Origin of the sequence: Alcanivorax hongdengensis A-11-3, from assembly GCF_000300995.1 — a bacterium.
Lineage (GTDB): Bacteria > Pseudomonadota > Gammaproteobacteria > Pseudomonadales > Alcanivoracaceae > Alcanivorax > Alcanivorax hongdengensis.
On record NZ_AMRJ01000002.1, the window covers coordinates 21463 to 35414 of the forward strand.

Consider the following 13952-nt stretch of genomic DNA (forward strand, 5'->3'; position numbering starts at 1 on the left):
TTACAGGAACTTGTCCTCGGGTGAACACTAAGCCCGTGTTTGTTCTGCCAAAAATTGATAACACAAGGAAGGAGTTTATGGACGCCAAACGTTTACTTGCTGCTAGCATTGCTTGCGCGTCAGTGTCTGTTGCGACTGTTGCAACGGCTGATGAAATGCCCGATCGCTATTTCTACTTTGGTGGTCACATCAGCGAGAACTGGCTGGATGTGGGTGGCCACATTGACCAAAATACCAGCGAAAATGAAATTACCCTCCCCGGTGCCCAGCTGGGTTATCGCTTTAGCAAAGACTGGTCCGTGCAAGGCTGGTGGGAACGCAACAACACCTCCGCCGAACTTTTCGGTGACAGAGATGTAGATACCAACATTGCCTCCCTGGCAGTGCGCAAGCACTTCTACGGCAACTCTGCCTTCGAACCGTACGTGGGCATCGGCGCCGGTGAGTACCGCACCGAGTTCTCTCGTGCCGACGGCGGTAACGACTTCAAGGAAACCATTGGTACCCTTGAAGGCGGCTTCCAGACCCTGCTGCATCCGCATTTCCTGCTGGATGTGGGCGCGCGCCCCTATTACAGCTTCCGCACTGAGCGTTGGGATGCAGAAATCTACGCAGGCCTGAATTTCCTGATTGGTGCCAGCACCAAGGAAGAGCCCGCGCCGATGCCGGTAGAGAACGTGGTGACCGACACCGACGGTGACGGCGTGCCGGATGACCAGGATCAGTGCGCCAGCACCGCCGCCGGCGCCCAGGTGGATGCCAACGGCTGTGAGCTGGACGACGACGCCGATGGCGTGGTCAACAGCATGGATGACTGCCCCAACACCCCGGCCGGTGCGCTGGTGGATGATCAGGGCTGTCAGCAGTACCTGAGCAAGGACATCAAGGAAACCCTGTACGTGGAGTTTGGCCTGGACAAGGCCGAGGTTCGTCAGACCTCCTATCCGGAACTGGAAGACCTGGCCAACAAGATGACCCAGTACCCGTCCGCGGATCTGGTTCTGGCCGGCTACACTGACAGCACCGGCTCGGCTGCCTACAACAAGAAGTTGTCCAAGCAGCGTGCCGACGCTGTGAAGAAAGTGCTGGTTGACCAGTTCAACATCAGTGCTGACCGCATCTCCACCGAAGGTCATGGCGAGGAAAGCCCGATTGCTGACAACAGCACCCGGGATGGCCGCGCCCAGAACCGTCGCGTGGAAGCGACCATGAAAGCCACCACCAAGGAAGCCCAGTTCGAAGGTCAGCAGTAACCCTTCCCTGTACTTCCTGAAAAGGGCCGGCTATGCCGGCCCTTTTTTATGCCTGAATTGCTGACTTGTCCTGCCTCCCGCCAAAGTTATCCCTACACGCCAACCGGGCGGACCATTGCCACGCCCCGCGGACGGAATGCCCTGCCCAAATGCCGCCTCTGCCCTATACTGATCCTGACAATTAGCCAAGTGTCATTCAGCTCAAGTCGGAGCTCCTGCAGACCAGGTTCCATGTCGCCATCATCATGGAGTGATCCTTGCGGCACATGCTCAGGAGTTCGTTATACCCCGCCCATGCGGGGTATTTTTTTATCTGCCCACTACTCTCTTGTGATCCGTTTGACTAGGTCTACAGCGCCAGTCGGTTGCCTGCCCGCCGGCCAGAACAGGCAGGCCGGTCAATGAGAGTCCCCCTCACTGCGCCATAATCAAGGTCAATCAGATAAACAACAATGAGGTTTCAGCATGGCAAAAGATGCAGTGGGTTATGCGCTGACTGCGCTCAATCGCCTGGCCAGCTCCGAAGTGCTGGACAAGATGGGCATGCGCAAAACCGTCGAGCGACTGGCCTACACGCTCACTCGCAGCGGTTTCCAGGTACTGACCACCACGGCGCGGGCCTTCAAGTCCAGCAACCCGGGCAGCAAGCCCACCCGACTGACCGCACCGGGCCACACCCGCGACATGTTCGATCTTGGCGTCACCGACGAACAGCAGATGATCCGCGACAGTGTCCAGGCCTTCGCCCGCGAAGTGCTGCTGGCCCAGGGCGAAAGCGCCGATGACGCCCAACGCACCAGTGACGACGTGCTGGCCCAGGCCCAGGAACTGGGGCTCAACTTCTTCGCTGTGCCGGAAGCCCTGGGCGGCGCGGCCAGCGAGCGCTCCACCGTCACCAGCATGCTGGTGGCCGAAGACCTTGCCAACGGTGACATGGGCCAGGCGGTGGCGATTCTCGCGCCGATGAGTGTGGCCAATGCCCTGACCCAGTGGGGCACCGCCCAGCAGCAGGACAAATACCTGACCACCTTCGCCGAGGAAAACCCGCCCAAGGCCACCATTGCCGTGTGCGAACCGCGTCCGCTGTTCGACCCCATGGCCCTGCAGACCACCGCCCGCAAGGACGGCAACCACTATGTGCTCAACGGCGAGAAATCCCTGGTGCCGTTGGCCGCAGAAGCCGAAATTTTCCTGGTGGCGGCACAGACCGACAACGGTCCGGCGGTATTCATCATCGAAGGCGGCACCGAAGGCCTGACCGCCGGCGACGATCCGTCCATGGGTATCCGCGCCAGCGCCCAGCGCCCGCTCAAACTGGATAACGTACGCATCCCGGCAGAAAACCGCCTGGGCAATGACGACTTCGATTACCGCGCCTTTGTGGACCTGGGCACCCTCGGCTGGTGCGCGTTGGCCATCGGCACCTGCCAGGCGGTACTGGATTACGTGGTCAGCTACTGTAACGAGCGAGTTGCCTTTGGTGAGCCGATCAGCCATCGTCAGGCGGTAGCCTTCATGATCGCTGACATGGCCATCGAGCTGGACTCCATGCGCATGCTCACCTACCGCGCCGTGTGCCGGGCGGAGCAGAACAAATCCTTCCAGCGTGAAGCGCACCTGGCCCGGACTCTGGTCAAGGAAAAGGCCATGAAGATCGGCACCGACGGCGTTCAGCTGCTGGGCGGCCATGGCTTCACCAAGGAATATCCTGTCGAGCGCTGGTACCGCGACCTGCGTGCCATCGGTGTCGCCTTCGGCGGCCTGCACCTGTAAGGAGGGACACAACAATGAATCTCGAAATTCCCAAGAAGTTCAAACCCCTGATCAACAACGCCTATCAGGTGGCCCAGAGCACCCTCCGCCCGCTGTCCCGCAAGTACGACCGGGGCGAGCATGAATATCCCAAGGAACTGGATATGCTGGCTGCGGTGCTGGATGGCTTCAACGAAGGTGACCCGGCCAACTCCGCCGGCGCGGCCACCACCGGCAAAGGCAAGGTGGAAGACGACGGTGGCGTCAAGAACGGCGCCAACATGGGCGTTTGCCTGGGCGCCATGGAAATGTGCTACGGCGATACCGGCTTCCTGCTGGCCATGCCCCGCCAGGGGCTGGGCAACGCCGCCATTGCCGCGGTAGCCAACGATGAGCAACTGGAGCGGTTCAAGGGCAAGTGGGCGGCCATGGCCATCACCGAGCCCAGCTGCGGCTCGGACTCCGCCGCTATCCGCACTACGGCCAAAAAGGATGGTGACCACTACATCCTTAATGGCGAGAAGATCTATGTGACCTCCGGCTCCCGGGCCGACTGCGTCGTGGTCTGGGCATCACTGGATCCGAAACTGGGCCGTGCCGCCATCAAATCCTTTGTGGTGGACTGGGGCACCCCGGGCATGGAGCTGGCTCGTCTGGAAAAGAAACTGGGCATCCGCGCTTCCGACACCGCCGCCATCAACTTCGTGGACTGCCGGGTACCGGCGGAAAACCTGCTGGGCAGTGAAGAAATCGACACCAAGAAAGGTTTCGCCGGTGTCATGGAAACCTTCGACAATACCCGCCCGCTGGTGGCCGCCATGGCCATCGGTTGCGCCAAGGCCTCACTGGAGCGCATCAAGGAGCTGCTCAAGGACCACATGAGCTATGACTACGGCAAGCCGGTGGACAACTGCTCGGCGGTGGAAGCGGAGATCTACCGCATGGAAGCCGACTGGGAAGCCGCCTACTGGCTGGCGGTGAAAGCCGCCTGGATGGCCGACAACAAGAAGGCCAATTCCCTGGAGGCGTCCATTTCCAAGGCCAAGGCCGGGCGCGTGGGTAACCAGATCACCCTGCGCTGTGTGGAGCTGGCCGGCAGCCTGGGTTACACCGAGGACGAACTGCTGGAAAAATGGGCCCGCGATTCAAAAATTCTCGATATTTTTGAAGGCACTCAGCAAATCCAGCAGCTGATCATTGCCCGTCGCGTACTGGGACTTTCGTCCAAGGAACTGAAGTAATCCCCTCCTCCCGGGCCGGGTATCCATGCGATACCCGGCTTTTTCTACCACTAAATCCCTAGCGCAAAATCCCCCCTAACGATGATGTTCGTCACGCCAACGTTGTGACACCATCCAGTCAGTGACATTTACAGTTGTACACCGATAGAGCAACACAGGGATGCCCTGAACTTTGCCATCATGGCAGGTAGCAGGGCCGGACATCCCCACAGGGGATCGAAGGGAAAGAACAACAACAGGAAAAAGGGGGGCCAGCCAATGTCCGCCAAAACCGTCTTTGCCATAACCGTTCTTGCCGCCGCCTTGACCAGCCAGACCGCCCTGGCCGCCAGTTCACAACTGGCCACCGTGGTCCTCAGTCAGAGCTGCGACTACATTCTTCTCAACAGCAGCCACGGCATGGTGCTGGTCAAGCAACTCAAGGGCCAGTCACCCCACGCCGGGGATACGCTTTCCGGCGATCTCAGCGCCGGAGACTTCAGCCAGCTGCAGAACACTCGCAACAAGGCCGCGTTAAGCGTATGGGTGGACCTGGTGGACCCGCACAGCAACAAGGCCATCAGCGAATACAGCCGCCACTGCCAGAGCTGATCAGCCCACGCGCGCCAGAAACCCGGACAACAGCCGGTACATGTCCGGGTTGATGCGGCAGTAACGTCGCCGCCCCTGCCGGGTAACGGTAATCAGGCCGGCCTCCACCAGTTCACGCACATGGTGGGAAATCGTGGGAGCGCCCACGTTCAGACGCTGAATGAAATCGCCAAAGGCACAACCGGCGGGTACCCGCGCCAGGTCTACCTGGTCCTGCTCGCGGCTGTGCTCGAGAATAACCTGATAAATCCGCAAGCGGTTGGCATTGGCCAACGCCTTGAAGGCCCGCGCCAGTCGCTCCTCACGACTCACTGATGCCTCCTCGTCTACCTTGGCGTTTTTCTGTGATTCCTTATGGGCCAATTGCCGTGCCTCCGGTGAAAACAGTTTGACGACTATCGAAGTGTTTTATAGTTTGACAGCCATCGAACTATTAAGCTACCGGCTTTTGCCCACCGCTTCCAGCAGGAGATATTCGCGTGAGCCATGCACAAACCCTGGGCCAGTCACTGGCCCTGCCCTGCGGTGCCACCCTTGGCAACCGCTTCGCCAAGTCAGCCATGAGCGAGGCCCTGGGAACCATTGATAACCATGCCACCGAGGAGCTGGTGCGTCTCTATCAGCGCTGGGCCGAGGGTGGCACCGGCCTGCTGATCACCGGCAACATCATGGTCGACCGTCACCATACTGGCGAGCCCAACAACGTGGTGCTCGAGGACGAAACAGACATGGCCCTGCTACAGCGCTGGGCAGAAGCCGGCAAGAGCCAGAGCGGCCACATCTGGGTACAGCTCAACCACCCCGGCAAGCAAATCCCGCGCATGCTTGCCAGTGGCGATACCCTGGCGCCATCCGCCGTCCCCTTCGGCAAGGAGCTGAAAAGCGCCTTCAAAACACCCCGGGCGCTCACCGAAGCGGAAATCCGGGACATCATTCAGCGCTTTGCCACCAGCGCCGCCATTGCCAAAAAAGCCGGTTTCACCGGCGTGCAGATCCATGGAGCCCACGGCTATCTGGTCAGCCAGTTCCTGTCCGGCCACCACAACCGCCGTGAGGATCAATGGGGCGGCTCCCTGGAAAACCGCATGCGCTTCCCGCTGGAGATCTACCGGGCCATCCGCAAGGCGGTGGGCGATGCCTATCCGGTGAGCATCAAACTCAACTCCGCGGACTTCCAGCGCGGCGGCTTCACGGAAGAAGAATCCATGACCGTGGCCGAAACCCTGGCCGCCGAAGGGCTCGATCTGCTGGAGATCTCCGGTGGCAATTACGAAAATCCGGCCATGGCCGGGGCCAAGGGAGTGCGCGAAAGCACCGTGGCCCGGGAAGCCTACTTTCTGGATTACGCCAATGAAATCCGCAAACGGGTATCCATTCCGCTGATGGTTACCGGCGGCTTCCGTTCCGCCAAGGCCATGGCCGATGCCATCGACAGCGGCGCCACCGATCTGGTCGGCATTGCCCGCCCCCTGGCCGTGGAGCCGGACCTGCCCAATCGCATCCTGGCCGGGCAAAACGGCGTGGTCAGCCGGGTAACCCCGCGCAAGACCGGCATCAAGGCCATTGATGAAATGGCCATGATGGAGGTGTCCTGGTTTTCCCGTCAGCTGCATCGCATGGGCAAGGGCAAAGACCCGCGCCCGGATGAAAGCGTGCTGTTCTCGCTGTTCAAGGTAGCTGCAGGCATGGGCATGGGTAGCTTGCGGACCCGGCGCATGCGGGCCAACAGCTGAGGTCGGATAACCCCGTCAACCGCCAACAAAAAGCCCCGCGAATGCGGGGCTTTTTGTTGTTGCCAATGACAGCAGCGGGCAGCTTACAGTGACGCGGCCAGCTCCGCGCCCTGCTTGATGGCACGCTTGGCATCCAGCTCTGCGGCCAGATCCGCCCCGCCGATCAGGTGGAAGTTTTTCGCCTCTTCCTTGTAAAGCTCGCGCAGGGATTCCTGGCCGGCACAGATCACCACGTTGTCCACCTCCAACACCCGCGTCTTGTCACCGATCTTGATATGCAGACCGGCATCGTCGATTTTCTCGTAGCTGCACCCGGGCAGCATTTCCACATTGCGGGACTTCAATGTGGCACGATGCACCCAGCCGGAGGTCTTGCCCAGGTCCTTGCCCAGGGTGGTCGTCTTGCGTTGCAGCAGGGTGATCTGGCGTACCGGTTTCTCCACCTGCGTTTCCACCAGACCGCCACGACTATCGCCATCCATGTCCACGCCCCATTCCTTCATCCATTCCGGCAACGGTTGTTCGCCATCACGGGGATGCTCGGCAAGAAACTCGGACACGTCAAAACCGATACCGCCGGCGCCGATCACCGCCACCTTCTCGCCCACCTGGACCTTGCTGCGCAGCACGTCCACATAGGACAGCACCTTGGGATGATCAATACCGGGAATGCCGGGATGGCGGGGCAATACGCCAGTGGCGACCACCACTTCATCAAAGCCCATCGCTTCCAGCTCCGCCAGCTCCACCCGGGTGTTGAGTTTCAGCGTCACACCGGTGTTCTCGATACGTTTGCTGAAATAGCGGATGGTGTTGTGGAATTCTTCCTTGCCCGGTATCACCTTGGCCATGTTGAACTGGCCACCAATTTCACCGGCCTGGTCAAACAGTGTGACCTGGTGGCCACGCTCGGCGGCCACGGTGGCGCAGGACAGCCCTGCCGGGCCGGCACCGATCACCGCCACCTTCTTGGGTTTGGCGGTCTTCAGATAACGCAGCTCGGTCTCGTGGCAGGCCCGGGGATTGACCAGGCAGGATGCCCGCTTGAGCTGGAAGGTGTGATCCAGACAGGCCTGGTTACAGGCGATGCAGGTGTTGATCTCATCGGCCTTACCCTGCTCGGTCTTCTTGACGAAGTCCGGGTCCGCCAACAGCGGCCGCGCCATGGACACCGCATCGGCCTTGCCGGCCTTGAGAATGTCCTCGGCCACATCCGGATCGTTGATGCGGTTGGACGCCACCACCGGCACGGACACCACCTCCTTCACCTGACGGGTCGCTTCCACGAACGCCGCCCGCGGTACCGAGGTCACGATGGTGGGCACCCGGGCTTCGTGCCAGCCAATACCGGAATTGATCAGGGATACACCGGCTTGCTCCAGCTCTCTGGCCAGGGCCAGCACTTCTTCGCGGGTGGAGCCTTCCGGCACCAGGTCGATCACCGACATACGGAACATGATGATGAAATCATCGCCGCAGCGCTTGCGGGTCTCACGCACGATCTCCACCGGGAACCGGCGACGGTTCTCGGCGCTGCCGCCATACTTGTCCTTGCGCTTGTTGGTACGCAGTGCGGTGAACTGGTTAACCAGGTAACCCTCGGACCCCATGATTTCGACACCGTCATAGCCGGCTTTCTTGGCCAACCAGGCAGTATGGGCAAAATCCTTGACCGTCTGCTCCACTTCTTTGGTGGACATGGCCTTGGGTTTGAATGGGTTGATCGGACTCTTGATGGCCGAGGCCGAACGGGAAAAGGGATGGTAGCTGTAACGGCCAGCGTGCAGCACCTGCAGGGCAATCTTGCCACCTTCACGGTGTACCGCTTCGGTGACCTTGCGGTGGTTCATCACATCCAGACGACTGTTGAACAGCCCGGAGAACGGATAGAACCAGCCCTTCTTGTTGGGGTTGAACCCCCCGGTGACAATCAGGCCAACGCCGCCACGGGCACGCTCGGCAAAGTAGGCCGCCAACTTGGGAAACTGCCAGAAGCGGTCTTCCAGACCAGTGTGCATGGACCCCATGATCACCCGGTTCTTGAGCTGGGTATGCCCCAGATCCAGGGGGGATAGCAGGTGGGAATAGCGGTCGGCTGTCATGGTGTTCTCTCCACGTGTCGTTTCACCCTCGCGGGCACCGTTTATGGCTACGGGATCAATCTGGACGGCGTCAAGTTAGTATCTAATTTTGACACTGTCAAGATCAATCCTGCACTATTGTCACAGTCTGAATTGCCAGGATGTCAGCCCCATGGCCAGTACCGCCCGCTATCACCACGGTGACCTGCACGCCACCCTGCTGCAGGAAGCCAACCGCCTGCTCAACGAACAGGGTATCGAAGGCCTGTCGCTGCGCAAGCTGGCCGAGCGGGCCGGCGTCTCACGCACGGCGCCCTACCACCACTTCAAGGACAAGAACGCCCTGCTCTGCGCCCTGGCCACCCAGGCCTTCGGCCAGCTCGACGAGATGATACAACGGCAGCTGGAACGTGGCGCGAAGGAAAACATTCAGGACTTTGTCCGCGAATACCTGCGCTATGCCACCGAGCACCCGGAGCAATACGAGCTGATGTTCGGCCGCACCCTGTGGAAGAGCGGCCAGCCCAGTGACGAGCTCAAGGCCGTCGCCTACCGCAGTTTTCGGCACTATGCCGAGGGGCTGGGCCGGCTGTTGCAGGGCCGCCTGCCCGCCAATACCGATCCGCTGCGCGTCGCCCAGGCCAGCTGGGCGACCATTCACGGTCTGTGCCGCCTGGTGATTGACGGCATCTACGTCAACCGCGTGGACATGGAAGCAGTTAGCGAGCAGGCCGTTGCCCTGATCATGGCGGCGCTCAAGCCGGCGAAAAACGACTGATACACCGTCAATAACGACCGGGTGAGCACTCTGGTCATTCTCCCTTTGCCAGCTTGTCGATAGCCTGATGAAAAAGGGAGGCTGCCATGAAATCCGTACCCACCTTCTGCCGTGTCTGTGAACCCTCCTGTGCCCTGGTGGCCCAGGTGGATGACGGCAAGGTTCAACGTCTGCAACCGGACAGGGACCACCCGGTGACCCGGGGCTTTGCCTGCCACAAGGGCATCAACTATCTGGCCATTCACCAGGACCCGGACCGGTTGGACACGCCGCTGGCTCGTCAGGGCGACCGGCGCCCCGGCCAGGGGCAATGGCAACCGCGCAGCTGGGAAAGCGTCACTGACGACATCGCCGGCGCACTCAAACAGATCATCGAAACCCATGGCCCGGATGCGGTGGCTGGTTATATCGGCAACCCCACCGCCTTCAACGCCCTTGGCAGCCAGGCCATTGGCGAGTTTTTCATGGGTCTGGGCAGCCGACGGATTTTCAATCCGGCACCCAAGACTGCGCCAACAAGTTTGCCGCCGGGGAGGCGGTATTCGGCACCAGCACCCTGCATCCACTGCCGGATTTCGACCACACCGACTGCCTGCTGATCTTTGGCGAGAACCCGAAAGTCTCGCACATGAGCTTTATCTCCATTGCCGACCCGATGGCCAAAATCCGCGCGGCCTGTCAGCGAGGCGCCAGCGTCTATTACATCAATCCACGCCGCATCGAATCCGCCAGCCCCAAAACCGGCGAGGTCATCCAGATTTTGCCGGACACGGATCTCTACCTGATGGCCGCCCTGCTCCATGAAATCGATGCCCTGGGCCGCTTTGATGAGGCCGTACTGCGCGATCACGGCAAGCATGTCCGGGAGCTGCGTGACTGTATCGCGCCCTACTCCGCCGAGGCCGTGGCCGAGGTGGTGGGCCTGCGCGCCGACCATATTCGTTCTCTGGCGGATGAATTCAGCGCGGCCAAGCGGGCGGCGGTGCATATGTCCACCGGCGTCAACATGGGCCGCCATGGCACCCTGTGCTACTGGTTGCTGCAGATGCTCAGTTTCGTCACCGGCAACCTGGACAAGCCGGGCGGCAATTTTTACAGCGAGGGCTTTTACCCCGCCGCCAAGGCCGGCAGGGTCCGCCATGACCCGGTGTTCTTTTCCACCCGCCACGGCGAAATGCGCCATGTTCGCGGTGCCCTGGCCGGCAACCTGTTGCCGGACATGATTCTGGAGGAGGACAATCCCATTCGCGCTCTGGTGGTCATCGCCGGCAACCCGCTGCTTAGCGTCGGTGGCGAGGCACGCTGGCGTGACGCACTGGAAACACTGGACCTGCTGGTAGTCATCGATCTGTTCCGCAACGCCACCGGCGAATATGCCCATTACCTGCTACCCGCGGCGGATATGCTGGAACGCCCGGACATCAATATCTGCGGCCTGGGCATGCAGTATCAGCCCTATGTGCAATATACCGATGCGGTGGTGCCGCCGGCGCAAGATCGCAAGGAAGAGTGGTGGATTCTGTCCCGGCTGCTGCAGAAAATGGACCTGCCCGCCTCACTGCTGGATCAGCCAGGCCATCCCTTTGGCCGACTGGAACACATGATGTCCCGGCACAACCTGACCGTGGACAGCCTCAAGGCCTCGCCGTCCGGCACCGCCGTTCTGGATACCCGGCCCATTGGTCGTTTCTATACGGACTTTTTGCAAACCGACGATAAACGGGTGGACTGCTGCCCGCCGCTGTTTGCCGAGGCCATGACCCTGGCCAATCAGCAGTTCCAGGCCCTCAGACAGGCCCGCCCCGACTTCCGTCTGATCAACCTGCGTACCCACTATATGCACAACAGCTGGTACCAGAACGTAGCGACACTCAAACGCGGCAAACACGCCGATAACCCGCTACACATGAATCCGGAGGACATGTCGGCTCTGGGGGTGCAGGAAGGTAGCAACCTGATAGTCAGCAATGCGTATGGCCAGATCACAGCCCGGGCCCATGCCGACGACAGCCTGCGAACCGGTGTGGTGGCCATGACCCACGGCTGGGGCAACGCCCAAACACCCGGTCTGCGAGTCGCCAACGAGTATCCCGGCGTGAATATCAATGCCCTGCTGCCCCATGGCCCCGGCAGCTATGAAAAGCTGAGCAACCAGGCCTTCATGAGTGGCGTGCCGGTGGCCATCCAGAAAGGTTAGGGCCTGTTAACAGGCCCGGGTCAGCTCAACCAGCGAAAGGCGTGGCGCAGGGCCTGCGGATCACAAGGCTCGATCCAGTCACCGTGAGCCAGAAGGATACGCCGTGGCTGCCAGGCCAGCAGTTGCGCCAGGCTGGCCCGGGCTTCGGCCTTGCCGCCCAGAAAGGTATAACGGAAATCCCGCGGCGCCTGACCATGGGGCGCCACCACGCCGGCCAGACGCAACAGCCAGCGCAGTGACCAGTGCACCTTTTTCGGTGAAAAATTCTCGATCAGATCCGCCACAATCAGCGTGCGGCTTTGATGGTGGAAGAACACCACCTCGTCCATGAAACGGCTGCCACGAAAGATGTGCTGGCCCAGTTCCTGGTGCCAGGCCGCCTCCGGCTGCTCGCCCAGATCATCGGTGAAGCGCACGGCAATGCCCTGCTCGCGGGCCCGCTCGCGCACACCCGGTGACGCCCATACCCGGGCATCCGGAAAGTGGTCCGCCCAGCCCTGCAGATGGGCATAGTGAATCTTGTTGGGCGACACCAGGTGACAGATCGTTCCCAACCGGCTCAGCTGCTGAGCCAGCTGGGCATCATAGGCGATGGGTGAATGCAGCCACAGGCGGTCACCGCCCAGCCGCACCACCGTCATGCGCGTGGTAAAGGGGATCCGGGCGCCATACATGGCCATATAGGTGAGCGGCCCGTCGGCGATCCACAGATCGTCGGCCAGGCCCTTGAGCTGGTTGATCGGCTCATAGAGAGAAAGGACTGCCATGACTCACGCCTCCCTGCGCTACCTCTCCAGTGTCACCGCCAGCACACCGGCCGGCAAGTGCTATCTTTGGCATGACAAAAAAAGACACAGCCGGCTTTTTTCAGACATAAAAAAACGCCCCTCAGCGAGGGGCGTTTTTTATCGGTGCCGTGGAGACCGGGATTACTTTTCCAGAATCGCCACCACACCCTGACCACCGGCGGCACACACGGAGATCAGGCAACGGCCGGAGCCTTTTTCGTTCAGCAGTTTCGCGGCGTTGGCAATGATGCGGCCACCGGTGGCAGCGAACGGGTGGCCGGCTGCCAGGGAGGAGCCTTTCACGTTCAGCTTGCTGCGGTCGATGCTGCCCAGTGCCTTCTTGCGGCCCAGACGCTCTTTACAGAACTTGTCGTCTTCCCAGGCTTTCAGGGTAGACAGTACCTGGGACGCAAAGGCTTCGTGGATTTCGTAGAAATCGAAGTCCTGCAGGGTAATGCCCGCCTTGTCGAGCATGCTCGGCACGGCATAGGCCGGCGCCATCAGCAGGCCTTCTTTCTTGCCGATGAAATCCACGGCCGCCGCTTCGCCCAGGGTCAGGTAGGCCAGTACCGGCAGACCACGCTCCTTGGCCCACTCTTCAGACGCCAGCAGCACGGCGGACGCGCCGTCGGTCAGCGGTGTGGAGTTGGCCGGGGTCATGGTGCCGTTCGGGCCGCCAAAGCAGGGCTTCAGGGTGGCCAGTTTTTCCAGGGTGGAATCGCCACGCATGTTGTTGTCGCGCTCCAGGCCCTTGAACGGGGTGATCAGGTCGTCCTGCCAGCCCTCTTCATAGGACTTGGCCAGGTTCTGGTGGGATTTCCACGCCAGCTCGTCCTGGTCTTCACGGGCAATGCCCCATTCGGCAGCGGTGATGGCCTGGTGCTCACCCATGGACAGGCCAGTGCGCGGCTCGCCGTTCTTGGGGATGTCGGGCATCAGGGATTTCGGGTTCAGCAGTTTCAGGCCCAGCTTGGCACGCTCGCCATTGGTCTTGGCACGGTTAAGTGCCATGAACACCTTTCGGGCGTCTTCGTTAACACCCAGCGGCGCATCGGAGGTGGTATCCACACCGCCGGCGATGGCGCAGTCGATCTGACCCAGGGCGATCTTGTTGGCCACCAGAATGGCGGCTTCCAGGCCGGTACCACAGGCTTGCTGCAGATCGTAGGCCGGGGTTTCCGGAGCCAGCTTGGAACCCAGCACGCATTCACGCACCAGGTTGAAGTCGCGGGCGTGCTTCATCACGGCACCGGCGGCCACTTCACCGACCTTCTCGCCGTGCAGCTTGTAACGGTCCACCAGACCGTCGATGGCTGCGGTGAGCATGTCCTGGTTACTGGTGTCGACGTACGCGGTGTTGGAACGCGCGAACGGAATGCGGTTGCCGCCAATAATGGCAACCTTACGTACAGACTTACCTGCCAGCATAATCGTTTCCTCCAGGGTGGCGTTGTGACGCCAAGGTATTCATCAGGATGAGCGCAGTCTACCTTTCCCGGGGCCGGCCTCATTGGCTACGGCGCCCTTCACGCAGCCGG

At 61.0% G+C, this 13952-nt stretch carries 12 protein-coding genes; 8 read left to right on the forward strand and 4 right to left on the reverse strand.

The window, feature by feature from the left end:
- Nucleotides 1-77 precede the first annotated feature (77 nt).
- The 4 genes from A11A3_RS01745 to A11A3_RS01760 all read left to right on the forward strand — a co-directional run bounded on the left by A11A3_RS01745 (nucleotide 78) and on the right by A11A3_RS01760 (nucleotide 4837).
- Nucleotides 78-1253 carry an OmpA family protein gene (locus A11A3_RS01745; protein ID WP_040296599.1) on the forward strand — a complete coding sequence of 392 codons (1176 nt, stop codon included), beginning with the start codon at nucleotides 78-80 and terminating at the stop codon, nucleotides 1251-1253.
- A gap of 465 nt (nucleotides 1254-1718) precedes the next feature.
- Nucleotides 1719-3026 (forward strand): acyl-CoA dehydrogenase family protein, encoded by a 1308-nt coding sequence (locus A11A3_RS01750; protein ID WP_008927541.1) that lies wholly within the window; start codon nucleotides 1719-1721, stop codon nucleotides 3024-3026.
- Between the two features lie 14 nt (nucleotides 3027-3040).
- Nucleotides 3041-4246, forward strand: a complete 1206-nt coding sequence (locus A11A3_RS01755; RefSeq protein ID WP_008927542.1) for an acyl-CoA dehydrogenase family protein — start codon at nucleotides 3041-3043, stop codon at nucleotides 4244-4246.
- Nucleotides 4247-4504: 258 nt separating this feature from the next.
- Complete coding sequence (locus A11A3_RS01760) at nucleotides 4505-4837, forward strand: hypothetical protein (protein ID WP_008927543.1); 333 nt, start codon at nucleotides 4505-4507, stop codon at nucleotides 4835-4837.
- Here the strand turns inward: A11A3_RS01760 and A11A3_RS01765 are convergent, their stop codons facing one another.
- A complete protein-coding gene (locus A11A3_RS01765) occupies nucleotides 4838-5149 on the reverse strand; it encodes an ArsR/SmtB family transcription factor (protein ID WP_040296625.1) in 312 nt (103 codons plus the stop codon).
- Between the two features lie 167 nt (nucleotides 5150-5316).
- Between A11A3_RS01765 and A11A3_RS01770 the strand changes: the two genes are divergently transcribed.
- Nucleotides 5317-6570 (forward strand): NADH:flavin oxidoreductase/NADH oxidase family protein, encoded by a 1254-nt coding sequence (locus tag A11A3_RS01770; RefSeq protein ID WP_008927545.1) that lies wholly within the window; start codon nucleotides 5317-5319, stop codon nucleotides 6568-6570.
- Nucleotides 6571-6653: 83 nt separating this feature from the next.
- On the opposite strand, the gene A11A3_RS01775 is transcribed toward A11A3_RS01770, so the two are convergent.
- Nucleotides 6654-8672 (reverse strand): NADPH-dependent 2,4-dienoyl-CoA reductase, encoded by a 2019-nt coding sequence (locus A11A3_RS01775; protein ID WP_008927546.1) that lies wholly within the window; start codon nucleotides 8670-8672, stop codon nucleotides 6654-6656.
- A gap of 151 nt (nucleotides 8673-8823) precedes the next feature.
- On the opposite strand from A11A3_RS01775, the gene A11A3_RS01780 reads away from it, so the two are divergent.
- The 3 genes from A11A3_RS01780 to A11A3_RS18135 all read left to right on the forward strand — a co-directional run bounded on the left by A11A3_RS01780 (nucleotide 8824) and on the right by A11A3_RS18135 (nucleotide 11626).
- Nucleotides 8824-9429, forward strand: a complete 606-nt coding sequence (locus A11A3_RS01780) for a TetR/AcrR family transcriptional regulator (RefSeq protein ID WP_008927547.1) — start codon at nucleotides 8824-8826, stop codon at nucleotides 9427-9429.
- An 86-nt stretch (nucleotides 9430-9515) separates the two neighbouring features.
- Nucleotides 9516-10028, forward strand: a complete 513-nt coding sequence (locus A11A3_RS18130; RefSeq protein WP_051011727.1) for a molybdopterin-dependent oxidoreductase — start codon at nucleotides 9516-9518, stop codon at nucleotides 10026-10028.
- A complete protein-coding gene (locus A11A3_RS18135) occupies nucleotides 10028-11626 on the forward strand; it encodes a molybdopterin-containing oxidoreductase family protein (protein ID WP_272942970.1) in 1599 nt (532 codons plus the stop codon). Before A11A3_RS18130 ends, A11A3_RS18135 begins: the two co-directional genes overlap by 1 nt.
- Nucleotides 11627-11646: 20 nt before the next feature.
- On the opposite strand, the gene A11A3_RS01790 is transcribed toward A11A3_RS18135, so the two are convergent.
- The gene (locus tag A11A3_RS01790; protein WP_008927548.1) at nucleotides 11647-12393 is read right to left on the reverse strand and encodes a DUF4336 domain-containing protein; all 747 of its coding nucleotides are present in this window, start codon (nucleotides 12391-12393) and stop codon (nucleotides 11647-11649) included.
- A gap of 162 nt (nucleotides 12394-12555) precedes the next feature.
- Nucleotides 12556-13842: an acetyl-CoA C-acetyltransferase gene (locus A11A3_RS01795; protein ID WP_008927549.1), complete on the reverse strand. Its 1287-nt coding sequence runs from the start codon at nucleotides 13840-13842 to the stop codon at nucleotides 12556-12558.
- Between the last annotated feature and the right edge of the window lie 110 nt (nucleotides 13843-13952).

Excerpts from the sequence above, each read along its gene's own strand:
- A11A3_RS01745 (WP_040296599.1), top strand. The coding sequence starts at position 78 with ATGGACGCCAAACGTTTACTTGCTGCTAGCATTGCTTGCGCGTCAGTG.
- A11A3_RS18130 (WP_051011727.1), top strand. The coding sequence starts at position 9,516 with ATGAAATCCGTACCCACCTTCTGCCGTGTCTGTGAACCCTCCTGTGCC.
- A11A3_RS01780 (WP_008927547.1), top strand. The coding sequence starts at position 8,824 with ATGGCCAGTACCGCCCGCTATCACCACGGTGACCTGCACGCCACCCTG.
- A11A3_RS01790 (WP_008927548.1), bottom strand. The coding sequence starts at position 12,393 with ATGGCAGTCCTTTCTCTCTATGAGCCGATCAACCAGCTCAAGGGCCTG.
- A11A3_RS01775 (WP_008927546.1), bottom strand. The coding sequence starts at position 8,672 with ATGACAGCCGACCGCTATTCCCACCTGCTATCCCCCCTGGATCTGGGG.
- A11A3_RS01755 (WP_008927542.1), top strand. The coding sequence starts at position 3,041 with ATGAATCTCGAAATTCCCAAGAAGTTCAAACCCCTGATCAACAACGCC.
- A11A3_RS01750 (WP_008927541.1), top strand. The coding sequence starts at position 1,719 with ATGGCAAAAGATGCAGTGGGTTATGCGCTGACTGCGCTCAATCGCCTG.
- A11A3_RS01760 (WP_008927543.1), top strand. The coding sequence starts at position 4,505 with ATGTCCGCCAAAACCGTCTTTGCCATAACCGTTCTTGCCGCCGCCTTG.
- A11A3_RS01795 (WP_008927549.1), bottom strand. The coding sequence starts at position 13,842 with ATGCTGGCAGGTAAGTCTGTACGTAAGGTTGCCATTATTGGCGGCAAC.